The sequence below is a fragment of the Kitasatospora sp. NPDC002965 genome, from assembly GCF_040611255.1.
Lineage (GTDB): Bacteria > Actinomycetota > Actinomycetes > Streptomycetales > Streptomycetaceae > Kitasatospora.
On sequence record NZ_JBEXNT010000058.1, the window covers coordinates 30,497 to 54,282 of the forward strand.

Consider the following 23,786-nt stretch of genomic DNA (forward strand, 5'->3'; position numbering starts at 1 on the left):
CTTCCAAGCAGCATCGTGCTGGACGGAGGGCTTGCTCTGCAACCGATTCGGCATGATTCGGTCCAGCGCGCTTCCGGCGGGGCCCGGTGGCCGGGGCAAGCCCGGGGCAGCAGTGGCGGGCCCGGGGGCGTACAGGCCGGGCGGCAGCGATGATCACGGTGAGTAGTGAGGCTCGGGCGGAGCGCACGGGGACGCGCGTAGCGGCGTGGGACGGTGAACGAAGTGCGCCGGGATCGCGCCGGGGTGCGGCGGTCGGACCCCGGGCGTCCCCGGTGGCCGACCGCCCCACCTCCTTGGTCCAGTCGCGGCCGGGGTCGCTGTCCCCTGCTGGCCGGCCGCAGCACCCGCGCACGGTCCCACGGCGCGTCACGTCCGGCCGGAGGCCGGTTCCGCGACGGCGCCACGTGCGCCGGTGGACTGGGTTGAGCTCCACGCGTGGTCCTGCAAGCCCGTACGGCGGCGCCCCTGGCCGGGGCGGAGGCGGCGCACCTGGCGGGCGCGGCGCGGTCGTACGGTCGCCAGGAGAAACGAACCGGCACCGGCGCGGTCACGGCCGCGAGGGCGGGCAGACGAGTGAAACGCGGGTGGCCGGTAGACTCGACGGCAGACCCCCGCCCGTCGCCCGCGGCCACCCCTCCGGAGGACGCGCCGCGTGCGACACCTTTCGTACCGCTGCCGGAAGGCCGTCTGTGTCCCCTGCTACTCCCGTCCAGTCCGCGCCTGAGACCGACACCGTCCTGGTGGTCGACTTCGGTGCTCAGTACGCCCAGCTCATCGCCCGCCGCGTGCGTGAGGCCCGGGTCTACAGCGAGATCGTGCCGAGCAGCATGCCGGTCGCCGAGATGCTCGCCAAGAACCCGAAGGCGATCATCCTCTCCGGTGGTCCCTCGTCGGTCTACGCGGAGGGCGCGCCGCAGCTCGACCGCGCGATCTTCGAGGCCGGCGTCCCGGTCTTCGGCATGTGCTACGGCTTCCAGCTGATGGCCAAGACGCTCGGCGGCACCGTCGACAACAGCGGCGCCCGCGAGTACGGCCGCACCCCGCTGACCGTCTCCCGCACCGGCTCGACCCTCTTCGAGGGCGTCCCGGCGGAGCACTCGGTGTGGATGTCGCACGGCGACGCCTGCTCCGCCGCCCCCGAGGGCTTCACCGTCACCGCGTCCACCGACGTGGTGCCGGTCGCGGCCTTCGAGAACGACGAGGCCCGCCTCTACGGCGTCCAGTACCACCCCGAGGTGCTGCACTCCGACCACGGTCAGCAGATCCTGGAGCACTTCCTCTACCGCGGCGCCGGCATCGCGCCGAACTGGACCACCGGCAACGTGGTCGAGGAGCAGGTCGCGCTGATCCGCGCCCAGGTCGGCGACAAGCGCGCCATCTGCGGACTCTCCGGCGGCGTGGACTCGGCGGTCGCGGCGGCCCTGGTCAACAAGGCCATCGGCGACCAGCTCACCTGCGTCTACGTCGACCACGGGCTGATGCGCAAGGGCGAGACCGAGCAGGTCGAGAAGGACTTCGTCGCCGCCACCGGCGTGCAGCTGAAGGTCGTCGACGCGCAGGAGCGCTTCCTGGCCGCGCTGAAGGGCGTCAGCGACCCGGAGGAGAAGCGCAAGATCATCGGCCGGGAGTTCATCCGGGTCTTCGAGCAGGCCCAGGCCGAGATCATCGCCGAGGCCGGCGAGCAGGGCGCGTCGGTCGACTTCCTGGTCCAGGGCACCCTGTACCCGGACGTGGTGGAGTCCGGCGGCGGCACCGGCACCGCCAACATCAAGTCCCACCACAACGTCGGCGGCCTGCCCGAGGACCTGCAGTTCCAGCTGGTCGAGCCGCTGCGCAAGCTGTTCAAGGACGAGGTCCGGATGGTCGGCCAGGAGCTCGGCCTGCCGGAGGAGATCGTCCAGCGCCAGCCGTTCCCCGGCCCCGGCCTGGGTATCCGGATCGTCGGCGAGGTCACCCGGGACCGCCTGGACCTGCTCCGCGAGGCGGACGCGATCGCCCGCGAGGAGCTGACCGCGGCCGGCCTGGACCGTCAGATCTGGCAGTGCCCCGTGGTCCTGCTCGCGGACGTCCGCAGCGTCGGCGTCCAGGGTGACGGCCGCACCTACGGTCACCCGATCGTGCTGCGTCCGGTCTCGTCCGAGGACGCGATGACCGCCGACTGGTCGCGCCTGCCGTACGACGTGCTGGCGAAGATCTCGACCCGGATCACCAACGAGGTCCCCGACGTCAACCGCGTGGTGCTGGACTGCACCAGCAAGCCGCCGGGCACCATCGAGTGGGAGTAGGCACTCCCGCCCGGTCCCGGACGGACCGGTCCTGAACGGCCGCGCCGCCGTTCCCGTACCAGGGGAACGGCGGCGCGGCCGTTCGCGGTGGACCGGGTGCCCACCGGGTGGGACCTCCCACCGAAAGCGCTCACGACCGGGCAGAATGCGTCCGGACCTGTCAGGCGGTGGCGGGCCGGCGAGGGAAGGTGTGGGGAATGACGGAGGCCAGCAGCTCCGCGGCGGCCGGTCAGGCGGCGGCCGGCGCGGGAACGGCCGGTTCGACTCCGGACGGCACCGGCAGCGGCCCGGGAGGCACCGGCCCGGGAAGCGGCGGCACCGGCGGTACCCGCCTGGGCGGCGGAACCGGCCGGACGGCCGGGTGGAAGGCGGCCGGCTCGCGGCTGGCGCTGCTGCCGCTGCGGATCTTCCTCGGCGTCACCTTCGTCTACGCGGCGCTCGACAAGCTCTCCGACACCCACTACCTGGCCGGTTCCGGCGACCCGGCCTCCTTCGTCTCGCAGACGGTGCTCGCCAAGGGCTCCAGCCCGATCTCCTTCCTGCTCGGGCCGGCCCTGGACCACCCCACCCTGTTCGGCCTGCTGGTCGCCTTCGGTGAGCTGGCGGTCGGCCTGGGCACCCTGGTCGGCCTCTGGGGCCGCCTCGCCGCGGCCGGCGGCGCCGCGCTCAGCCTGAGCCTCTGGCTCACCGTCAGCTGGAACGTCTCGCCGTACTACCTCGGCAACGACCTCGTCTACCTGATGGCCTGGACCCCGCTGGTGCTGGCCGGCACCCCGTACCTCTCGGTGGACGGCTACCTCGCCCGGCGGGCCGCCCGGGACCGCTCCCGCGGCCTGTCCGAGGACCACGTCCGGCGGCGGGCCCTGGTGGACGGCGGGATCGCGGCCGTCGCCATGGGCGGCGCCGGGCTGCTCACCGGCTCGCTGACCGCCACCTTCGGGCGGGACGGGACGGCGGGGAAGCCGAAGCAGTCCGCCGCGCCCGCGTCCGCCGCACCGCCCGTCACGGTGGACGCCGCGAGCGTCCCGGTCGGCGGCTCGGCCCAGGTCAAGGACCCGTCCAGCGGCGACGCGCTCTTCGTGGTCCAGCCCAAGGCGGGCCAGTACTGCGCCCTCTCCTCGGTCTGCACGCACTCCGGCTGCGCGGTCGACGCCCCGAAGAACGGGCAGCTGTACTGCCCCTGCCACGGCTCCCGGTTCGACGCGGCGACCGGTGCGGTGCTCAACGGCCCGGCCACCAAGCCGCTGCCGAAGTACCGGGTGACCAAGGAGGGCGAGAAGCTCCACCTCGGACCGCTGGAGAGCTGAGCCCCCTCCCCGGGGCCCCCGGGGGCCCGGGGCCCGGGGTCGGGCCCGGGTGGCCTACTTCCCCTCGGTGTCCGGCCGGGAGCGGCGGACCGCCGCCGCCACCGCCCCGGCCAGGCCGCCGAGGCCCAGCACGATGAAGGTCACCGGGATGACGATGCGGCCGTTGACCGAGACGTCGTTGACCGCCGCCACCAGGTAGAGCACCGCGATCACGGTGAACAGCCCTCCTGCGATCAGGGAGAACAGGTCGAGCTGGTGCTTCCTCACGACTGGACCACCTTGATGTCGCCGAGCCCGACCATCAGCGTGAGGTCGAGCGTGCCCTTGGATGCCTGGCCGTTCGCCGGGTGCAGCAGGTAGCTGCGGGAACCGCGTTCGCTGCTGGTCTCGGCGCCCGGCACCTTGACGTCGACCAGTCCCACCTCGGTCCGCATGGTCACCGTGACGTTCGGCGGCACCACCACGGTCAGGTCACCGGCACCGAGCTCCACGGTGGTGCTCAGGGTGCCGCCGGCCGGGTCGAGGGCGCTCAGGTCCAGCCGCAGCGAGCCGAGCCCCAGGGTGTACTTCTGCTCCAGTTCGTCCGCCGAGGCGACCGCCCAGGTGCGGTCGCCGAGCAGGTTCTGCACCGAGACCGACGAGTGGCCGACGGCGGTGAGCGCCACGGTGAGCAGCAGGCCCGGCACCACCAGCCTGCGGGCCCGGCCGAACTTGGCGCCGACCAGCAGGGTCAGCCCGATCACCAGCAGCGCGGTGGCCAGCACGGTGCCGGTCAGCAGGGCGGCTCCGCCGTCGGCCGAGGCCGACCAGACGGCGCTGGCCGCACCCACCGCCAGCAGCAGGCCGATCAGTCCGAGCGGGGATCGTTCCCGCCGGTGCACCGTCACCGGCGGGGGCGGCACGGCCGGGCCGCCCTCCTTGCGCAGCGGGTCGCCCTGCGGGAGGTCGGTCCGCTGCCACCACGGCTGGGCGGGCGTCCCGGGCGGCGGGGTCGCCCCGCCGTACGGCGGGGCGGGGGCGGCTCCGCCGTACGGGTTGCGCTCGGGGTGGCGCGGGTCCCACAGGTAGCCGGTCGGACCGGTGGGAGGGGTGTCCGCCGGGACGGTCCCGGCGGCCCGGTCCCGGGCGTGCCGCTCGCGCGCCTCCTGGTCCTCGGCCTCGTGCGGCCGGCGGTGGTCCGCGCCGGTGGCCGGCTCGGACTCGGGGAAGTACCGGTCGTACGGTCCGCCGTGCGACCCGTGGCCGTCGGGACCGCCGTGGCCGTGACCCTCGTGACCCCGGTGACCGCCGAGGCCGTGCCGGCGGCGGCGGCCGCGGATCCGGCCGCCGCGGCGGCGCTCCGGGTCGTAGCGGACGGCCAGGAAGACCAGCCCGGCGAGCAGCAGCAGCGGGAAGAGCTGGTCGCCGTCGCCCATCGAGGAGAAGAAGACGCCGGTGCCGATCACGGTCAGCAGCACCGCGCCGACCGACTGGCCGTCCACCCGGCCCGTGAGCACCCGCTGGAGCTCGGTGCGGCCGGAGCGGCTGCCGCCCTTGCCGTCCGCGACCGGCTCGGTCGGGACGATCAGCCAGGCGAGCCCGTACAGGAAGAGACCGAGGCCGCCGGAGAGGCAGAGCACGACCGTGACGACGCGGAAGACCACCGGGTCGATGTCCAGGTGCCGGCCCAGACCGCCGCAGACGCCGGCCACCACGCGGTGGTGCTCGGTCCGGTTCAGCGGCGGACGGTCCGGGGCCGGCGGGGCGCTCGGCCCGGCCTCCTCGATCTCCTCGGTACGGGGGTCTTCGGTCATAGCCACCATCCTGGTGGGTGCCGGAGCCGCGCCCAACCGGTGCGAGCCCTGTCCGGACCCTGACTTGTCCCTGAGAAGGGTCAGGGGTCCACCCTGATGCGTCCGGGCGGACCCGCGTGGAACGATCGGTGCCGTGGCAGCACCCGGTTCCGATCCCCGTCCCCTCACCCCCGACGCCCCGCCGCCGGGGGGCGTCGACCCGGCCGTGCCCGGCGACGGGCGGCCGCCGTACCGCCGGCTGTACCGCAGCCCGCAGGGGCGGATGCTCGGCGGGGTCGCGCACGGGCTGGCGGTGCACCTCGGACTGCCCGTCAGCTGGGTGCGGGTCGCCTTCGTGCTGCTCTTCTTCGCGCAGGGGGTCGGCGGGCTGCTGTACGCGGCGTTCTGGTTCGTGGTGCCGATCGGCATCGGCGAACCGGCGCAGCGCGGCGGGACGCACTGGGTGTACGTGAACGGCGTGTTCGTGCCGGCCGCTTCCTGGGCGGGGGACGGCACGGCCGGGACGGAGCTGAGCAAGGGCGGCCGGCGCGGAGGATGGATCGGCCGGCTGCGCGAGGTGCTGCAGCACGCCCTGCAGGGCGAGCCCGCCGGGGTGGCGGGCGGCGCGGCCCCCGCGTCCCCCGCGTCCCCCGCAGCCTCCCCGGCCTCCCCTGCCTCTGCGGCCTCTCCGGCCTCGGCGGCGGAGGACGGTGCGGCGACCGGCTCGCAGCGGCAGGGCGGGCTGGGCCAGCTCGCCGCGCTGGTGATGCTGGTGATCGGCGTGATCGCCCTGCTCAACGCGCTCAACGTGCAGACCGCCAAGCCCTACACCTGGCCGCTGCTGGCGATCGGCGTCGGTGTGGCGCTGGTCTGGCGGCAGGCCGACGACTCGCGCTGGCAGCGCTGGTTCGGGCTGGAGGAGGGGGACCGGCGGCGCGGCGCCTACACCCGGGTCGGCGCCGGCGTGCTGCTGGTGGTGGCGGGCACCATCGCCTTCCTGGCCACCCAGGGCAGCGGCTCGACGATCGGTTCGGTGATCGAGGCCTCGCTCGCGGTGCTGGCCGGCGTGCTGGTACTGGTCGGCCCGTACGCGCTGAGGATGTGGCAGGACCTCGGGGCCGAGCGGACCGCCCGCATCCGCGCCCAGGAACGGGCCGAGATCGCCGCGCACGTGCACGACTCGGTGCTGCACACCCTGACCCTGATCCAGCGTCGGGCCGAGGACCCCAAGGAGGTGCTGCGGCTCGCGCGGGCCCAGGAACGCGAACTGCGGCTCTGGCTCTACCGGCCGGAGGCGGCGGCCGAGGCGGCGCCGGACACCATGGCGGAGTCCCTGCGCGCGGTGGTCGCCGAGGTCGAGGACCGCCACGGCGTCCCCGTCGAGCTGGTGATCGTCGGAGACTGCCCGATGGACGACCGGATCGCGGCCCAGATGCAGGCCGCGAGGGAGGCGACCGTCAACGCGGCCAAGTACGGTGGCGGGGGACCGGTCCAGGTCTACGCCGAGGTCGAGGGGAGGACGGTGATGGTGTTCGTCCGCGACCACGGTCCCGGCTTCGATCCCGATACGGTGCCGGAGGACCGGATGGGCGTACGCGAGTCGATCCTCGGCCGGATGAAGCGCAACGGCGGCACCGCACGGGTGCGGCCCGCGCCGGACGGCGGCACCGAGGTCGAGCTGGAGATGGAGAGGTCGGATGACTGAGGCAGCGTCGGCGGGGATTCCCCCCGCTGGGGAACCGGGGAGGACCGCGAGGGTCGTGCTGGTCGACGACCACCGGATGTTCCGGACGGGGGTCCGGGCGGAGATCGGGCGCACCGAGACGACCGGCATCGACGTGGTCGGCGAGGCGGACGACGTGGAGTCGGCGGTCCGGGTGGTCGCCGAGACGCGGCCCGACGTGGTGCTGCTCGACGTCCACCTGCCCGGCGGCGGCGGGGTCGAGGTGCTGCGCCGCTCGGCCGGGCTGATGGGCGAGCAGGGGGGCGTGAAGTTCCTGGCGCTCTCGGTCTCGGACGCGGCCGAGGACGTGATCGGCGTGATCCGCGGCGGTGCGCGCGGCTACGTGACCAAGACCATCACCGGGACCGACCTGGTCAACGCGATCTTCCGGATCGCCGACGGCGACGCGGTCTTCTCGCCGCGGCTGGCCGGGTTCGTGCTGGACGCCTTCGCCGCGACCGACACCCCGCCGGTGGACGAGGACCTGGACCGGCTGACCCAGCGCGAGCGGGAGGTGCTGCGGCTGATCGCGCGCGGATACGCGTACAAGGAGATCGCCAAGCAGCTGTTCATCTCGGTGAAGACGGTGGAGAGCCACGTCTCGGCGGTGCTGCGCAAGCTCCAGCTGAGCAACCGGCACGAGCTGACCCGGTGGGCCACGGCGCGTCGACTGGTCTGACCGCCCGCCCGCAGCCCGCCCGGTCCGCAGCGACCGGGCGGGTCTGTCGGTGGGTGGCCATAGACTCGGAGTGCCATGAATAGCCTCTTTGACGACCTTCCGCTCCCCGGTTTCGAGGCCCCCGCCGCCGGGTCGAAGCAGCCCGCGCCGCCCACCGCCGAGGAGCCGCCGGCGTACGAGGACGACGCCCCGTACGACGCCTACGAGGAGGCGATCCCGGACGGACTGTTCCGGACCGCGGCCTTCAGCGAGCCGGGGAGCGACGCCGAGGCCGATCGCGACGCCTGGTACCGCAACGGCGCCGCCCGGCCGGTGATCGACCCGGTGAAGCTGCTGGACGGGATGAACGACCCGCAGCGCGAGGCGGTCGTGCACGCCGGTTCGCCGCTGCTGATCGTGGCCGGCGCCGGCTCCGGCAAGACCCGGGTGCTCACCCACCGGATCGCCCACCTGCTGGGCGCGCGCGGGGTGCAGCCGGGCGAGATCCTGGCGATCACCTTCACCAACAAGGCGGCCGGCGAGATGCGCGAGCGCGTCGAGCAGCTGGTCGGCCCGCGGGCCCGGGCGATGTGGGTCTCCACCTTCCACAGCGCCTGCGTGCGGATCCTGCGCCGGGAGTCCAAGCTGCTCGGCTTCACCTCGTCGTTCTCGATCTACGACTCGGCGGACTCCCAGCGGCTGATGGCCCTGGTCTGCCGGGACCTCGACCTGGACCCGAAGCAGTTCCCGCCGAAGTCCTTCACCTCGAAGATCAGCAACCTCAAGAACGAGCTGATCGACGAGGAGACCTACGCGGACCAGGCCGCCAACCCGACGGAGAAGAAGCTCGCCGAGGCGTACTTCCTCTACCAGCGGCGGCTGCGCGAGGCCAACGCCCTCGACTTCGACGACATCATCATGACGACGGTGAACCTGCTCCAGGCCTTCCCCGACGTCGCGGAGCACTACCGGCGGCGGTTCCGGCACATCCTGGTCGACGAGTACCAGGACACCAACCACGCCCAGTACATGCTGGTCCGCGAGCTGAGCGGGGGCGCCGCCGCGGCCGCGCCGAAGCGCACCGTCGACGGGGACTTCGTGAACCCGGCGGCCGGACGGCTCGCCGAGGTGGAGCCCGCCGAGCTGTGCGTGGTCGGTGACGCGGACCAGTCGATCTACGCCTTCCGCGGCGCGACGATCCGCAACATCCTCCAGTTCGAGGAGGACTACCCGAACGCCACCACGATCCTGCTGGAGCAGAACTACCGCTCCACCCAGACCATCCTGAGCGCCGCCAACGCCGTCATCGAGCGGAACACCAGCCGTCGCGAGAAGAAGCTCTGGACGGCCGGCGAGCACGGCGAGAAGGTCGTCGGCTACGTCGCGGACGACGAGCACGGCGAGGCCCAGTTCATCGCCGACGAGATCGACCGGCTCACCGACGCCGGCGACGCCAAGCCCGGCGACGTCGCGATCTTCTACCGGACCAACGCGCAGTCCCGCGTCTTCGAGGAGGTGTTCATCCGCGTCGGCCTGCCGTACAAGGTGGTCGGCGGGGTGCGCTTCTACGAGCGCAAGGAGGTCAAGGACGTCCTGGCCTACCTGCGGGTGCTGTCCAACCCCGAGGACACCGTGCCGCTGCGCCGGATCCTCAACGTGCCCAAGCGGGGGATCGGCGACCGCGCCGAGGCGATGATCGACGCGCTGGCCGCGCGCGAGCGGATCTCGTTCGCCCAGGCGCTGCTCCGGGTCGACGAGGCCTACGGGCTGGCGGCCCGCTCGGCGAACGCGGTCAAGAAGTTCAACGCCCTGCTGGCCGGACTCCGGCAGGTCGTCGAGTCCGGCGCCGGCCCGGCGGCCGTCCTGGAGGCGGTGCTGGAGGAGACCGGCTACCTGGCCGAGCTGCAGTCCTCGACCGACCCGCAGGACGAGACCCGGGTGGAGAACCTCCAGGAGCTGGCGTCCGTCGCCCTGGAGTACGAGCAGGACCCGGGCGAGCGGCCGGACGCCGGGGAGGACGGTACGCCGCCGGTCGGCTCGCTGCCCGACTTCCTGGAGCGGGTCGCGCTGGTCGCCGACTCCGACCAGATCCCGGACGAGGACGACGAGGGGCGGGGCGTCATCACGATGATGACCCTGCACACCGCCAAGGGCCTGGAGTTCCCGGTGGTCTTCCTGACCGGCATGGAGGACGGCATCTTCCCGCACATGCGGGCGCTCAACCAGGTCAAGGAGCTGGAGGAGGAGCGGCGCCTCGCGTACGTCGGGCTGACCAGGGCGCGGCAGCGGCTCTACCTGACCAGGTCGGTGCTGCGCAGCGCCTGGGGGCAGCCCGCGTACAACCCGGCGTCGCGGTTCCTGGAGGAGATCCCGGAGCCCCTGGTGGAGTGGAAGCGCCGGGGGGCGGCGTCGGCGCCGGCCTCGCGCGGGTACTCCTCGGGGTCGTCCTGGGGCGGCTCCGCGTCGGGCGGCTCCTCGCGCGGCGGATCGTCGCGCGGGTCGGCGACGGCCTCGCCGAAGGCGGGCTGGGGGCAGTCGGCGCGGCGCACCGGCGGGGCGGTCGAGCGTGAGGTGGTGGGGCTGGCGGTCGGCGACCGGGTCACCCACGACACGTTCGGGCTGGGCACGGTGGTGGCCACCACGGGGGTCGGCGACAAGGCGCAGGCGACCGTGGACTTCGGTACGGAGGGGCGCAAGCAGCTGCTGCTGCGGTACGCGCCGGTGGAGAAGCTCTAGGCCTGCCCGTCCGGGGCCCGCTCGGGGCTCGTACGGCCCGCGCCGATCGGTGGTCGGCGCGGGCCGGGCGCGGGCCGGCCCGGCCGGTGCCGGGCTCAGCGCGGGTCGACGCCCTGGGCGAGGAACCAGGGCAGCGGGTCGACGGGCGCGCCGCCGCCGGCCGGGCGGATCTCGAAGTGCAGGTGCGGGCCGGTGCTGTTGCCGCTGTTGCCGACGAAGGCGATGACGTCGCCCGCCTTCACGGTGCCCTTGCGGATCTTGTACGAGCGCAGGTGGCAGTACCAGGCCTCGGTGCCGTCGGCCATCTTGAGTATCGACATGTAGCCGTACGACGGGTTCCACAGCGTGCGGATGGTGCCGTCGGTGACGGCCAGGACCTGGCTGCCGCCGTCCACCGGGAAGTCGATGCCGGTGTGGCGCTTGGCCCAGTGGGTGCCGGCCGCGCCGAACACCTCGCCGAGGCCGGCCTGGGTCACCGGAAGGGAGACCTTGGGACGCTCCGGCGGCTTCGGGGCCTCGGCGGCGACCGCCTGCGTGGCGGTGTCGGGGGCGCCCTGGGCGCCGGAGAGCGGCTGCCGGGCGTCGCCGCGGGAGGCCTGGGCGGCGTCCCCGGCGGCGAGGGCCTGCTGTGCGGCCTGCGCGGCCTGTGCGGCCGACTCCTGCGAGGCCGGACCCGAGGCGCCGGCGGCGGCCTCCTCCGACAGCCGGCCGGCTGCCTGGGCACGCTGCTGGTCGGCCTCGCCCTGGACGGAGATCGCGGCAGCCGCGGCCACACCGAGCGCGGCCACCGAGGGCAGCGCGACCCGGAGCAGTGCGGTCCGGGTGGCGGCCTTGGCGGCGTCGCGGCGCTGGGCGCGCGACTGCTCGCGGGCTGCCACGCGCAGTTCCGCACGGGTGGGGCGGGCGGCTGCTTCGGGAACCATCGCGGGCTGTCTCCTCGGTGGGCCTCGGGCGCGTCGTCGGGCGAGGGGAAAACAGCCGAGACTGTAGCCGGAAGTCCGACATCCGGACAAAAGTCCGGATGTCAAGAGGCTGCGGGTGTGCGGTTGTGGGGTACACCAGAGAGTGGGACCGGAAGCGGCCGGGCCCCCGGCGGCCTGTGATTTTCCCCTCCTCTTGAGGGGCGGTCGGGCCAACCGGGTCGCGTGACGCTAACCTCCCCTCAGATTGGTTATTGCGCGTTAACCTCGCCCGTGCCCACAAGGTCCGGTGGGGTGGTGGACGACGAGGTCCAGGAGGCAGTGATGGGTGTGTCAGGACCGATCCGCGTGGTGGTCGCCAAGCCGGGGCTGGACGGCCACGACCGCGGCGCCAAGGTCATCGCGCGCGCCCTGCGCGACGCCGGCATGGAGGTCATCTACACCGGGCTGCACCAGACGCCGGAGCAGGTGGTCGACACCGCGATCCAGGAGGACGCGGACGGCATCGGGCTCTCGATCCTCTCCGGGGCGCACATGACGCTCTGCGCGCGGGTGCTGGAGCTGCTGAAGGAGCGCGACGCGGAGGACATCAAGGTCTTCTGCGGCGGGATCATCCCGGACGAGGACATCGTCGAGCTCAAGGCGATGGGCGTCGCCGACATCTTCACCCCGGGCACGCCGACCACTGACGTCGTCGCCTGGGTCACGGCCAACCTCCGGGCCGCCGGCTAGCCGGCTCCCGCCTCCCGGCCGGCTCCCGGACGGGCGCCGATCCTCGAAGGGCCGCCACGGGCGCTGGAAGCCGCCGCGCATCTGCCCCGTGGCGGCCCTTCGGCGTCCGCGCCGGGTGCGTCCGCCGGGAGCCGCGCCGCCGGACCGGGGCGGCTCCCGCCCGTCAGGCGGCGTCCACGGGCACGGCCAGCTCGGCGAGCATCGCCTCGCGGAAGCGCAGGGTGCCGGCCAACCGGGCGAAGGTCTCGCCCCAGGCGGTGCCGGGCGCGGCCTCGGTGGCCAGTGCCTCGACGGCGTCGGCGGTCCGGGGGGAGAGCGCGCGCTCGGTCATGCCGAGCACCCCGCTGTGGCTCCACGGGTAGGCGCCGGACGCGGCGGCCCGGGCCAGTGCGGTCACCACGGCGGTGGAGAGCGGCGGCGTCCACGGGGTCGCGCAGGCACCGAGCAGCTGGAAGGCCTCGCCCAGGCCGTGCGCCTCGATGAAGGCGGCCGTCCAGGCGGCCCGTTCGGCGGGCGGGAGCACGGCGAGCAGCTTGGCGGGGGCGCCGGTGGTGCGGGCGCTCCGTGCCGTCCGGCCGGGACCGGGCAAGGGGGAGGGCGCGGGGCCGAGCAGCGCGCGCGCCCAGTCGGCGTCCTGCTGGCGGACGGCGGCCCGGGCCCAGGCTTCGCGCAGGTCGTCGGCCCAGGTGCTGCTGGTCTCGTCGATGGAGTCGCCGACCCGCAGGGTGAGCAGCCGGGCGGGCACCAGGCCGGTGTGCCCCGGCCAGACGGCGAGCGGCGCGGCGGCGATCACCTCGCCGAACCACCAGGCCCGTTCGCCGCGCCCGGTGGGCGACTGGGGCGGTATGCCGTCGCGCTGCATGGCCGCGTCGCACTCGGCGGGCGGGGTGACCAGCAGGTGGGTGCCGTGCTCGGAGAGGTGGACGGCGGCGCGGGCGCGCTCGGCCATCCGGGCGGCGAGCGCGGAGCCGGGGAGCGTGGAGAGCAGCTCGGCGGCGGTGGCCCGGACGTTCTTGCTGCGGTCGCCGAGCGCCGCCTCCAGGAAGGGTTCGTCGGCGGGCGAGAGGCCCTCCTGGAGGGCGTCCAGGAACAGCAGCCGGTCCTCGGCGCGCTCGGTGGGCCAGGTGCTCCGCAGCAGGGCGAGGCCGGCGGCCGGCTCCCGGCGGCGGAGCAGGGTCAGATGGGTGACGCGCTCGGCGAACAGTCCCTCGTGCCAGAGGTGGTCGTCCCCGGTGGCCGGGCCGGGGTTCTCCGGCGCCCCGGCGGCGGTGCGCAGGACGAACCGCCAGTCCGGGTTGAGGCCGGCGAGCCAGCGGCCGAGCGGGCCGGCCAGCGCGACCGCGTCGGGGCGCAGCTCGCTGCGGGCCCGGGCGGCGTCCAGCAGGGCGGGGACGGTGGCGGCGGGCGGGCGGAAGCCGCGGGCGCGGGCGGTGGCCAGCCACTGCGGGAGCAGCTCGCCGAGGTTGGCGAGGACGCCGCCGCCGGTGCCGCGGCTGGAGAGCAGCAGGGCGAGGCGGCGGGCGGCCGGGGCCGGCAGTTCGGGGCGGCCGTCCTCGGGGGCGGGTGCCGCGGGCGGCCCGGCGGCGGGGGTGGGGAGCGCACCGGCGCGGCGGCGGACCGTCTCCAGCGCGGCGAGTTCGAGCAGCGCGGCGGCCGGGTCGGTGCGGTCGACCTCGTGGGCGTACAGGGCGGACTGGTCCGGCGCGGGGAGCGGGCGGCGGTCGGTGCCGAGCAGGGCGGCGGTGTGCAGGGACTCCCAGGGGTCGGGCACGGGGGCTCCTCCGGTGAGGCGGTCGGTCGACATCAGGCGGTGGTGAGGCCGATCGGGCGGCCGTCCGGGCCCCAGGCGGTGACGGGGGCGAAGCCGCGGTGGCCGTACTCGCCGAAGACGGTGAGCGGGCGGCCGGTGGAGACGGCGGCGAGACGCCAGAGGGCGGCCTCCGGGGTGGCGGCGCGGTGGACCGGGAGGGTGTGCCGTCCGTCGGTGAGGTGCCAGCCCTCGGGGGAGAGGACGGGGACGACGTCGGTGAGGGTGGTCGGCCAGGCGTCCAGCCAGGGGTCGTCGGCGACGGCGGTGCCGTAGCCGGCGACGGCCTCGGCGACGGTCAGACCGGTCGGCGGGCCGTCGGGGGCGGCCTCGGGGGCGCCGTACCGGGTGCCGAGGGCGGCCCGCAGCGGGCGGGCGCCGGGGTGGAAGGCCAGCTCGGCCTCGACCAGCCGGCCGGTGGGCAGGGCGAGGTCGGGGGCCTGACCGGGGCGGCCGAAGGCGAGCAGCAGGGCGGGCCGGCCGGTCTTGGCGCCGCGCAGCCAGAGCCGCCGGGTGGTGAGCCGGTCGTCGGAGCCCCCCTCCATCGGGGACGTCCGGCTGCCGAGGACCAGCCAGCGGTCGCGGACGGTGGGACCGGCCAGCAGGTCGGCGGCGTCGGTGGTGTAGCCGAGCCTGGCGCGGACGGTGGCGGCGAGCGGCGCGGGCAGTTCGTCGACCCGGGTGGCGGCGGTGGCGAGCAGGTGGAGCATGGCGTATTCCTCCAGGAGGCCGTGGGGCGGGGCGGAGTCGAGCTCGCGGACACGGGTGGCCAGACCGGGTGCCTGGGCGTCCACCATGCGCGCGGCGACCTCCTCCCAGGGGCCGGCGGCGGACTGGTCGGCGAGGCCGTGCCGGACCCGGTCGGCCAGCCGCAGCCGCAGTTCGGCGGCGCCTGCCGCGACGCGGGCGGAGCGCTTCTCGGCGCGTCGGCGGGCGGCGGCCGGGTCGGCGGGGGTCTCCGCCTTCACGGCGGGCCGCTCGGCGCGGTCCTGGCGGTCCTTCAGCCACTCGGCGGCCCAGTCGGCGGGTTCGGCGGCGGCGGGCACGGCGTCGGGGGCGGAGCTCCAGAGCAGGAGGAGACCGAGCGCGTGCTTGCACGGGAACTTCCGGCTCGGGCAGCTGCACCGGTAGGCGGGCGTGGCGAGTTCGACGACCGTCCGGTACGGCGTGCTGCCGCTGCCCCGGCACTCGCCCCAGACCGCGTCACCGTCGGTGCCCGTGGCCGACCAGGGTGCGGGCGCCGAGAGCTTGCCCGCGGCCTTCTTCGAGGTGGCGTCGGGCGCCAGGGACAGGACGTGTTCGGTGCTCCAGCGATCCTCCATGCCGACGACGGTAGGCGGGGGGACTGACAGTCGGGCGGCCCGAACTGAGGTCCGGTCAGGATTGTCAGTGGTCCGGTGCAGGGTGGTTCCCACAGGCCGGGACGCCGACCTGGCTCCCCCCGACGACTCGCCGCCCCGCCACCCGTGTGCCCGGCGGCCGACCCGAAGGAGTCCCGATGACCGACGTCACGACCGACGTCCTGCGGCAGCACGCCGAGGACGCCTTCGCCGCCGAGCTGGCCGCGCTGGCCGGGCAGGACGACCGTCCGCGTCCGGAGCGCTGGAGCCTGTCGCCGTGGGCGGTCGCCACCTACCTGTTGGGCGGCGAACTCCCGGACGGCACCGTGATCACGCCCAAGTACGTCGGCCCGCGCCGGGTGGTCGAGGTCGCCGTCACGACGCTGGCGACCGACCGGGCGCTGCTGCTGCTCGGGGTGCCCGGCACCGCCAAGACCTGGGTGTCCGAGCACCTCGCCGCGGCGATCAGCGGTGACTCCACCCTGCTGGTCCAGGGCACCGCCGGTACCCCGGAGGAGGCCGTCCGGTACGGCTGGAACTACGCGCAGCTGCTCACCAACGGGCCCAGCCGGGAGGCGCTCGTGCCCTCGCCGCTGATGCGGGCGATGGCGGACGGGAAGATCGCCCGGGTCGAGGAACTGACCCGCATTCCGGCGGACGTCCAGGACAGTCTGATCACCATCCTGTCGGAGAAGACGCTGCCGATCCCGGAGCTGGGCTCGGAGACGCAGGCCGTCCGGGGCTTCAACCTGATCGCCACCGCCAACGACCGGGACCGGGGCGTGAACGAGCTGTCGAGCGCCCTGCGCCGCCGCTTCAACACCGTGGTGCTGCCGCTGCCGGGGTCGCTGGAGGAGGAGGTCGACATCGTCACCCGCCGGGTCGAGCAGCTCGGCCGCTCCCTGCAGCTGCCCGAACTGCCGGGCGGCGCCGAGGAGATCAGGCGCGTGGTGACCGTGTTCCGGGAGCTGCGGGCCGGGATCACCGCCGACGGCCGGACCAAGGTGAAGACGCCCAGCGGCACCCTCTCCACGGCCGAGGCGATCTCGGTGGTCACCAACGGCCTGGCACTCGCCGCCCACTTCGGCGACGGCGTGCTCCGGGCCGGCGACGTCGCCGCCGGCGTGATCGGTGCCGTGGTCCGCGACCCCGTCGCCGACCAGGTGGTCTGGCGCGAGTACGTCGAGGGCGTGGTCCGCGAGCGGGACGGCTGGAAGGACTTCTACCGCGCCGCCCGCGAGAACGCCCGCTGACCAGCACGACCGGAACCGACATCGGGAGGGAGGCGCGATGAGCGCAGAGGTGACGCTGCTCGGCGTACGGCACCACGGGCCGGGCTCGGCCCGCGCGGTGGCCGCCGCGCTGGAACTGCTGCGGCCGGACGCGGTGCTGGTCGAGGGCCCGCCGGAGGCCGATCCGATCCTCGGACTGGCCGCCGACAAGGAGATGGTGCCGCCGGTCGCCCTGCTGGCCCACGCGGCGGACGACCCGGCCCGGGCGGCGTTCTGGCCGTACGCAGCGTTCTCGCCGGAGTGGGTGGCGATCCGGTACGCGGCCGAACTCGGCGTCCCGGTGCGCTTCATCGACCTGCCGGCCGCCTACGGCTTCGCCGGCTCCGAGCCCTCGGAGCCCCCCGAGGGCGGCGCGGACGGGGGCGCGGACGGGGGCGTCGTGGAGGCGGACCCCGGCCTCCGGCGCGACCCGATCGCCAGGCTGGCCGAGGCGGCCGGCCACGACGACCCGGAGCGCTGGTGGGAGGACGTCGTCGAGCACCGGCTGCCCGGCGCCGACGCCCTCGCGCCCTTCGAGGCCGTCGCCGAGGCGATGACGGCGCTGCGCGAGGACGGCGGCGGCGTCACCCGGCACGACGAACAGCGCGAGGCGCACATGCGCCAGCAGATCCGCGCCGCCCGCCGGGCCGGCCACCGGCGGATCGCCGTGGTCTGCGGGGCCTTCCACGTCCCCGCACTGGCCGTCATGCCCACCGTGGCGCACGACCGGTCGGTGCTCGCCGGACTGCCGAGGAAGGTCCGGACCGAGATCACCTGGGTGCCCTGGACGCACCGCCGGCTCTCCCAGCTCAGCGGCTACGGCGCCGGGATCGTCTCCCCGGGCTGGTACCACCACCTGTTCCGGGCGGAGGGCGACCCGCTGCCGGAGTGGCTCACCCGGGCCGCCGGTCTGCTCCGCGCCGAGGACCACCCGGTCTCCTCCGCCCACGTCATCGAGGCCGTCCGGCTGGCCCGCGCGCTCGCCGTCATGCGCGGTCGCCCGCTCGCCGGGCTCACCGAGGCGCTGGACGCCGTCCGGTCGGTGATGTGTGACGGCTCGGACGTCGCCCTGGCCCTGGTCCGGGACCGGCTGGTGATCGGCGACGCGCTCGGCGAGGTGCCCGACGGCGCGCCGGCCGTCCCGCTCCAGCGCGACCTCACCCGCTGGCAGCGCACGTTGCGGCTCAAGCCCGAGGCCGAGCCGCGCGAGCTCGACCTCGACCTGCGCAAGGAGAACGACGCGGCCCGCTCCCGGCTGCTGCACCGGCTCCGCCTGCTCGGCGTCGACTGGGGCGTACCGGCGCGGTCCGCGGTGGCCTCCACCGGGACGTTCCGGGAGAGCTGGCGACTCTGCTGGCAGCCCGAGTTCGCCGTCCGGATCGCCGAGGCCGCCCAGTGGGGCACCACCGTCGAACGGGCCGCCGCCGGCAAGGCGGTCGGCACCGCCCGCGCCGCCGTCGAACTCGCCGAACTCACCTCCCTGGTCGAGTCCTGCCTGGTGGCCGGGCTGGCCGACGCGCTGCCCGAGGTGATGCGGGTGCTCGCCGACTGCGCAGCCCTCGACACCGACGTCGTCCACCTCGCCCGCGCGCTGCCCGCCCTGGTCCGCGCGCTGCGCTACGGAGACGTCCGGGGCACCGACCACGGTGCGCTCGACGAGGTGGCCGGCGGGCTCGCCGACCGGATCTGCATCGGTCTGCCGCCCGCCTCCACCGGCCTGGACGCGGCGGGTGCGGCACTGATGCGCGGCCACCTCGACGAGGTGCACGGCGCGATCGGCCTGCTGGACGAGGCCGGCGGCCTCGCCGACCGGTGGGCCGACACGCTGCGCGCGCTCGCCCGGCGCGAGCCGGCGGGCGGACCGGCCACCGGTGTCCCCGGCCTGCTCCGGGGGCGGGCCGTCCGGCTGCTGCTGGACGACGGCCGGCTCGACCCGGAGGAGGCCGGCCGGCGGCTCGGCCTGGTCCTCTCCGCCGCCGGCAGCCCGGCGGACGCGGCCGGTTGGATCGAGGGCTTCCTCACCGGCGGCGGCGCCCTGCTGCTCCACGACCCGCGCCTGCTGGGCCTGCTCGACGCCTGGCTGGCCGGCGTGTCGGTGGACACCTTCACCGACGTGCTGCCCCTGCTCCGCCGGACCTTCGCCACCCTGGAGACGGGCGTCCGCACCACCGTGGGCAGCCGGGTGGCGGCCGGACCGCTCGACGCCGAACCGGCCGGACCGGCCGACGGCACGGTCGAGCTGGACCCGGCCAGGGCGCAGGCGGCCCTGCCCGCGGTCGCCCTGCTGCTCGGCCTGGCTCCGGCCCCGGACCGCCCCGGCCACCGGCCGAGGATCCCCCGGCAGGCCGGGGCCCGCGACACCTGATCCGCGTTCGACCGCAGAGGAGCACCCGATGGCAGCCACCACCGCAGGCACCACCCCCGGTGCCGCCCCCCTCGACGCCGACGAGCGGCTCCGCCGCTGGCGACTGGTCCTCGGCGGCGAGGCGGACGGCACCGGCCGGACCCTGCGCGGCCGGGACGCCGCGATCGACGGCGCGCTCGCCGCGCTCTACCGGGGCACCCCGGAGGAGGGCCGCGCCGTCGGCCGGACCGGCCGACGGGCCGCGGGCCTGGGCGGCTCGGCCCCGCAGGTGGCCCGCTGGCTGGGCGACATCCGGGAGTACTTCCCGGCCACCGTCGTCCAGCTGATGCAGCAGGACGCCATCACCCGGCTCGGGCTGGAGCAGCTGCTGCTGGAGCCGGAGATGCTGGAGGCCGTCGAGCCGGACGTCCACCTGGTCGGCACCCTGCTCTCGCTCAAGCACGCGCTGCCCGAGACCACCCGCGAGACCGCCCGCGCGGTGGTCGGCAAGGTCGTCGCCCGGCTGGAGCGCCGGCTCGCCGACCGCACCCGGGCCACCCTCGGGGGCGCGCTGGACCGCAGCGCCAGCGTCAACCGGCCGCGCCACCGCGACATCGACTGGGACCGCACCGTCCGGGCCAACCTGAAGAACTACCTCCCCGAGTACGGCACCGTCGTCCCCGAGCGGCTGGTCGGCCACGCCCGGGCGCAGCGCGCGGTGAGGAAGGACGTCATCCTCTGCATCGACCAGTCCGGCTCCATGGCGCCTTCGGTGGTGCACTCGGCGGTCTTCGGCGCGGTGCTCGCCTCGATGAAGAGCCTCGACACCCGCTTGGTCGTCTTCGACACCTCGGTGGTCGACCTCACCGAGCAGCTGGCCGATCCGGTCGACGTGCTGTTCGCCACGCAGCTGGGCGGCGGCACCGACATCAACCGCGCGCTCGCCTACTGCCAGTCCAGGATCACCCGGCCGTCGGAGACGATCGTGGTGCTGATCAGCGACCTCTACGAGGGCGGCATCCGGGACGAGATGCTCAAGCGGGTCGCCGCGATGAAGGCGGCGGGGGTCCAGTTCATCGCGCTGCTGTCGCTGTCCGACGAGGGCGCGCCCGCCTACGACCACGCGCACGCCGCCGCCCTGGCCGCGCTGGGGGCCCCGGCCTTCGCCTGCACGCCCGACGTCTTCCCGGAGATCATGGCCGCGGCGATCGAGAAGCGCCCGGTCCCGGTCCCGGACCAGGGGGCGTGAACGAGGCGCGTGAACGAGGGACGTGATCGGGGGCCGGACCAGGGGGGGCGTTAACGCTGCGGAGCCGGGTTCACCCGGACGAGGGAAGGAGTGGCACGGCTCGGCTGACCCGCCGGTCAGAGCGCCCGGCGTGCGCCCGTAGGCTTTCTGTGATGGTTCTCACCAAAGACGGGCCGGTCCCGGGCGAAACACGCCCGTCGTACGGCGATAACCTGCCAGACGGACGTGACGCGCGTGTTGATTGACGTGTGCGCCCGTGGCTGTGTGGGCCGCAAGGCCGTACCTCTGCGTACCCGCACCGCCCCGACGACCCGCAGCGAAGATCCTGCCGTGGCACGCTCGTAGAGACACAATCCGCGACCACGAACAAGGACAAACACGTGGACCTGTTCGAGTACCAGGCGAGGGACATCTTCGCCAAGCACGGCGTGCCCGTGCTTGACGGTGATGTCATCGAGACCGCCGCAGACGCTGCCGCCATCGCGGAGCGCTTCGGCGGCCGCGCCGTCGTCAAGGCTCAGGTGAAGGTGGGTGGCCGAGGCAAGGCCGGTGGCGTCAAGCTCGCCGCCGACCCGGCGGACGCCGTCGCCAAGGCCGGGGCGATCCTCGGCATGGACATCAAGGGCCACACCGTTCACAAGGTGATGCTGGCCCAGACCGCGGACATCAAGGAGGAGTACTACGTCTCCTTCCTGCTCGACCGCACCAACCGCACCTTCCTGGCCATGGCCAGCGTCGAGGGCGGTGTGGAGATCGAGGTCGTCGCGGAGCAGAACCCGGAGGCGCTCGCGAAGATCCCGGTCGACGCCAACGAGGGTGTGACCCCGGAGAAGGCCGCCGAGATCGTCGCCGCCGCGAAGTTCCCGGCCGAGATCGCCGACCAGGTCGCCGATGTCCTGCAGAAGCTCTGGGTCGTCTTCATCAAGGAGGACGCCCTCCTCGTCGAGGTCAACCCGCTGATCAAGTCCGGTGACGGCAAGATCATCGCGCTCGACGGCAAGGTCTCCCTGGACGAGAACGCCGAGTTCCGCCAGCCGGAGCACGAGGCGCTCGAGGACAAGGCCGCGGCCAACCCGCTGGAGGCCGCCGCCAAGGCCAAGGGCCTCAACTACGTCAAGCTCGACGGCGAGGTCGGCATCATCGGCAACGGCGCGGGTCTCGTCATGAGCACCCTCGACGTGGTCGCCTACGCGGGCGAGAACCACGGCGGCGTCAAGCCCGCCAACTTCCTCGACATCGGTGGCGGTGCCTCCGCCGAGGTGATGGCGAACGGCCTGGAGATCATCCTGGGCGACCCCGACGTCAAGTCGGTCTTCGTCAACGTCTTCGGTGGCATCACCGCGTGCGACGCCGTCGCCAACGGCATCGTGCAGGCCCTGGAGCTGCTCGCGTCGAAGGGCGAGGCCGTCACCAAGCCGCTCGTCGTCCGCCTCGACGGCAACAACGCGGAGCTGGGTCGCAAGATCCTCGACGACGCCAACCACCCGCTGGTCCAGCGCGTGGACACCATGGACGGTGCGGCCGACCGCGCCGCCGAGCTGGCCAACAAGTAAGGAAGGGGACTTTCACACCATGGCTATCTTCCTTACCAAGGACAGCAAGGTCATCGTTCAGGGCATGACCGGCTCCGAGGGCATGAAGCACACCCGCCGCATGCTCGCCTCCGGCACCCAGATCGTCGGCGGTGTCAACCCGCGCAAGGCCGGCACCACGGTCGACGTCGACGGCACCGACGTGCCCGTCTTCGGCACCGTCGCCGAGGCCATCGAGAAGACCGGTGCCGACGTCACCGTCATCTTCGTGCCGCCGAAGTTCACCAAGGACGCCGTCGTCGAGGCCATCGACGCCGAGATCGGCCTGGCCGTCGTCATCACCGAGGGCGTCCCGGTGCACGACACCGCCGCCTTCTGGGCCCACGCTGGCTCCAAGGGCAACGTGACCCGGATCATCGGCCCGAACTGCCCCGGTCTGATCAGCCCCGGACAGTCGAACGCCGGCATCATCCCGGCCGACATCACCAAGGCCGGCAAGATCGGTCTGGTCTCGAAGTCCGGCACCCTGACCTACCAGCTCATGTACGAGCTGCGCGACATCGGCTTCTCCTCGGCCGTGGGCATCGGCGGTGACCCGGTCATCGGCACCACCCACATCGACGCCCTCAAGGCGTTCCAGGAGGACCCGGAGACCGAGCTCATCGTCATGATCGGTGAGATCGGCGGCGACGCCGAGGAGCGTGCCGCGGCCTACATCGCCGAGCACGTCACCAAGCCGGTCGTCGGCTACGTCGCGGGCTTCACCGCCCCCGAGGGCAAGACCATGGGCCACGCCGGCGCCATCGTCTCCGGCTCCTCGGGCACCGCCCAGGCGAAGAAGGAGGCCCTTGAGGCCGCCGGTGTCAAGGTCGGCAAGACGCCGTCCGAGACCGCCCGCCTGGCGCGTGAGCTGTTCAAGGGCTGACGCTCCTGCTCGTGTCGAGCGCCCCCGTCCGGTGATCCGGGCGGGGGCGCTCGCCTTTCCGGGGTCGTCGCCCGGCCCCGGCGGCCGGGGTTCAGCGACCCGCCGCGCACGGGTGCAGTGCCCAGTCGTGGCACGGGTGGGGACCGACGGCCACCGTGCCCGGCGGCGGCAGCGCCTCGGCCGCCCGCCCCGCCGTCGGCGGCCGGTACGGATCGTCGGGCCGGGGCGGCGGCGGATCCATCACCACCGGCTCCAGGCCCGGGGTCGGCGAGCACCAGAGGCTGCGGATCCCGGAGGGCGCCCCGTCCGGGAGCAGCGGGAGCAGCGCCTCGGGCTCCGTCGCGAGCGTCGGGACCGGCGCGCAGAGCACCGGCGGCGGCGCATCGGCCGGCCGGAACAGCTCCCCGGGCCCGCCGCCCGCGAGCGTCGCGGCCACCGCGCCGCCCACCGCCACCGTGAGCAGTGCCGCCGCCCCCGTCCGGCCCGCGTTCACCAGCCCGTGCCGGGCCCGCAGCAGCGGCACCGGCGGGCGGTGCGGCTCCGGGGCCCCGCGCACCGCAGCCCGGTGCAGCAGCCCGCTCAGCCGGTCGGCGAACCCGTCCGCCGCCGGGTCCGTCCCGACCAGGTCCGGCACCCAGTGCGCCAGCGACGTCCGGGCCGCCCAGACCCGGCCCTCGGCCGCCGCCACCGTCGACTCCACCTCGACCGCCACCGCGTCGGCCGGCAGGCCCAGGCCGTCGTGCAGCACCAGTGCCCGGCGCTGCGGGCGGGAGAGTCGCCGGAGCGCCTTCAGCAGCGCGCGGTCGCGGTCGGTGAGGCGGTCGTGGTCCGGGAGCACCGCCTGGGACTCGTCGGCCGGGCGCACCTTGATCCGCCGGTGCGGCAGTCGCCAGGCGTGCGCCCGCCGGGGCCCGCCCCGGTGCCACGGCGAGAGGGCCAGCTCGAACGCCCGCGTCCGCACCCACCGTTCCGGCGCGCCCGCCGCGACCACCTCCGTCCACCGCCGCCGCGCCTCCCCGAACGCGCGCCCGACGCAGTGCACGGCCCGGTGCTTGCAGGTGGTGAGCAGGAACGCCTGCTGCACGAGCCGGGTTCGGGCTCCACCACGGCGGTGCCGTCCCACCGTGGCCCGGGGACGTACAGCGCGTCCAGCTTGTTGCGCAGGCTCCGCTCGTCGTCCTCGCC

17 protein-coding genes and 1 pseudogene are annotated in these 23,786 nt (G+C 74.6%); 12 read left to right on the forward strand and 6 right to left on the reverse strand.

What is annotated here, in order from left to right:
* The first annotated feature begins 689 nt into the window (after window positions 1–689).
* From guaA to ABZY91_RS22375, 3 genes and pseudogenes are all read left to right on the forward strand, one after another.
* Window positions 690–2,285, forward strand: a complete 1,596-nt coding sequence (guaA, locus tag ABZY91_RS22365; RefSeq protein WP_355404710.1) for a glutamine-hydrolyzing GMP synthase — start codon at window positions 690–692, stop codon at window positions 2,283–2,285.
* A 332-nt stretch (window positions 2,286–2,617) separates the two neighbouring features.
* Window positions 2,618–3,094 (forward strand): annotated as a pseudogene (locus ABZY91_RS22370) (TQO small subunit DoxD); the annotation flags it as partial.
* A gap of 84 nt (window positions 3,095–3,178) precedes the next feature.
* The gene (locus ABZY91_RS22375; RefSeq protein ID WP_355404732.1) at window positions 3,179–3,592 is read left to right on the forward strand and encodes a Rieske (2Fe-2S) protein; all 414 of its coding nucleotides are present in this window, start codon (window positions 3,179–3,181) and stop codon (window positions 3,590–3,592) included.
* Window positions 3,593–3,646: 54 nt separating this feature from the next.
* Here the strand turns inward: ABZY91_RS22375 and ABZY91_RS22380 are convergent, their stop codons facing one another.
* Both ABZY91_RS22380 and ABZY91_RS22385 read right to left on the reverse strand, forming a co-directional pair.
* A complete protein-coding gene (locus ABZY91_RS22380) occupies window positions 3,647–3,859 on the reverse strand; it encodes a hypothetical protein (RefSeq protein ID WP_329885343.1) in 213 nt (70 codons plus the stop codon).
* Window positions 3,856–5,385 carry a PspC domain-containing protein gene (locus ABZY91_RS22385; RefSeq protein ID WP_355404713.1) on the reverse strand — a complete coding sequence of 510 codons (1,530 nt, stop codon included), beginning with the start codon at window positions 5,383–5,385 and terminating at the stop codon, window positions 3,856–3,858. The genes ABZY91_RS22380 and ABZY91_RS22385 overlap by 4 nt, the downstream gene beginning before the upstream one ends.
* A gap of 205 nt (window positions 5,386–5,590) precedes the next feature.
* Here ABZY91_RS22385 and ABZY91_RS22390 point away from each other — a divergent pair, with 205 nt between their 5' ends.
* The 3 genes from ABZY91_RS22390 to pcrA all read left to right on the forward strand — a co-directional run bounded on the left by ABZY91_RS22390 (window position 5,591) and on the right by pcrA (window position 10,481).
* Window positions 5,591–7,069, forward strand: coding sequence for a PspC domain-containing protein (locus ABZY91_RS22390; RefSeq protein ID WP_355404734.1), 1,479 nt, complete (start codon window positions 5,591–5,593; stop codon window positions 7,067–7,069).
* Window positions 7,062–7,766: a response regulator transcription factor gene (locus ABZY91_RS22395; RefSeq protein WP_329885341.1), complete on the forward strand. Its 705-nt coding sequence runs from the start codon at window positions 7,062–7,064 to the stop codon at window positions 7,764–7,766. Before ABZY91_RS22390 ends, ABZY91_RS22395 begins: the two co-directional genes overlap by 8 nt.
* A gap of 75 nt (window positions 7,767–7,841) precedes the next feature.
* The gene (gene pcrA, locus ABZY91_RS22400) at window positions 7,842–10,481 is read left to right on the forward strand and encodes a DNA helicase PcrA (RefSeq protein WP_329885340.1); all 2,640 of its coding nucleotides are present in this window, start codon (window positions 7,842–7,844) and stop codon (window positions 10,479–10,481) included.
* A gap of 95 nt (window positions 10,482–10,576) precedes the next feature.
* Here the strand turns inward: pcrA and ABZY91_RS22405 are convergent, their stop codons facing one another.
* Window positions 10,577–11,404, reverse strand: coding sequence for a M23 family metallopeptidase (locus ABZY91_RS22405; protein ID WP_355404715.1), 828 nt, complete (start codon window positions 11,402–11,404; stop codon window positions 10,577–10,579).
* A 321-nt stretch (window positions 11,405–11,725) separates the two neighbouring features.
* Between ABZY91_RS22405 and ABZY91_RS22410 the strand changes: the two genes are divergently transcribed.
* Complete coding sequence (locus tag ABZY91_RS22410; RefSeq protein ID WP_329885338.1) at window positions 11,726–12,133, forward strand: cobalamin B12-binding domain-containing protein; 408 nt, start codon at window positions 11,726–11,728, stop codon at window positions 12,131–12,133.
* 163 nt (window positions 12,134–12,296) lie between these two features.
* Here the strand turns inward: ABZY91_RS22410 and ABZY91_RS22415 are convergent, their stop codons facing one another.
* A complete protein-coding gene (locus ABZY91_RS22415; RefSeq protein WP_355404717.1) occupies window positions 12,297–13,937 on the reverse strand; it encodes a DUF5691 domain-containing protein in 1,641 nt (546 codons plus the stop codon).
* Entirely contained in the window at window positions 13,937–15,262 is a 1,326-nt protein-coding gene (locus ABZY91_RS22420) for an SWIM zinc finger family protein (protein WP_355404719.1), read from the reverse strand. The genes ABZY91_RS22415 and ABZY91_RS22420 overlap by 1 nt, the downstream gene beginning before the upstream one ends.
* Before the next feature lie 176 nt (window positions 15,263–15,438).
* Here ABZY91_RS22420 and ABZY91_RS22425 point away from each other — a divergent pair, with 176 nt between their 5' ends.
* The 5 genes from ABZY91_RS22425 (at window position 15,439) to sucD (ending at window position 22,601) form a co-directional block, all read left to right on the forward strand.
* Complete coding sequence (locus ABZY91_RS22425; RefSeq protein WP_355404721.1) at window positions 15,439–16,533, forward strand: AAA family ATPase; 1,095 nt, start codon at window positions 15,439–15,441, stop codon at window positions 16,531–16,533.
* 37 nt (window positions 16,534–16,570) lie between these two features.
* Window positions 16,571–18,916: a DUF5682 family protein gene (locus ABZY91_RS22430; RefSeq protein WP_355404723.1), complete on the forward strand. Its 2,346-nt coding sequence runs from the start codon at window positions 16,571–16,573 to the stop codon at window positions 18,914–18,916.
* A gap of 28 nt (window positions 18,917–18,944) precedes the next feature.
* A complete protein-coding gene (locus tag ABZY91_RS22435; RefSeq protein ID WP_355404725.1) occupies window positions 18,945–20,144 on the forward strand; it encodes a VWA domain-containing protein in 1,200 nt (399 codons plus the stop codon).
* Window positions 20,145–20,524: 380 nt separating this feature from the next.
* Entirely contained in the window at window positions 20,525–21,697 is a 1,173-nt protein-coding gene (gene sucC, locus ABZY91_RS22440) for an ADP-forming succinate--CoA ligase subunit beta (RefSeq protein ID WP_329885332.1), read from the forward strand.
* A gap of 19 nt (window positions 21,698–21,716) precedes the next feature.
* Window positions 21,717–22,601: a succinate--CoA ligase subunit alpha gene (gene sucD, locus ABZY91_RS22445; protein ID WP_329885331.1), complete on the forward strand. Its 885-nt coding sequence runs from the start codon at window positions 21,717–21,719 to the stop codon at window positions 22,599–22,601.
* A 91-nt stretch (window positions 22,602–22,692) separates the two neighbouring features.
* Here sucD and ABZY91_RS22450 read toward each other — a convergent pair whose 3' ends face one another.
* A complete protein-coding gene (locus tag ABZY91_RS22450; RefSeq protein WP_355404727.1) occupies window positions 22,693–23,685 on the reverse strand; it encodes a hypothetical protein in 993 nt (330 codons plus the stop codon).
* Between the last annotated feature and the right edge of the window lie 101 nt (window positions 23,686–23,786).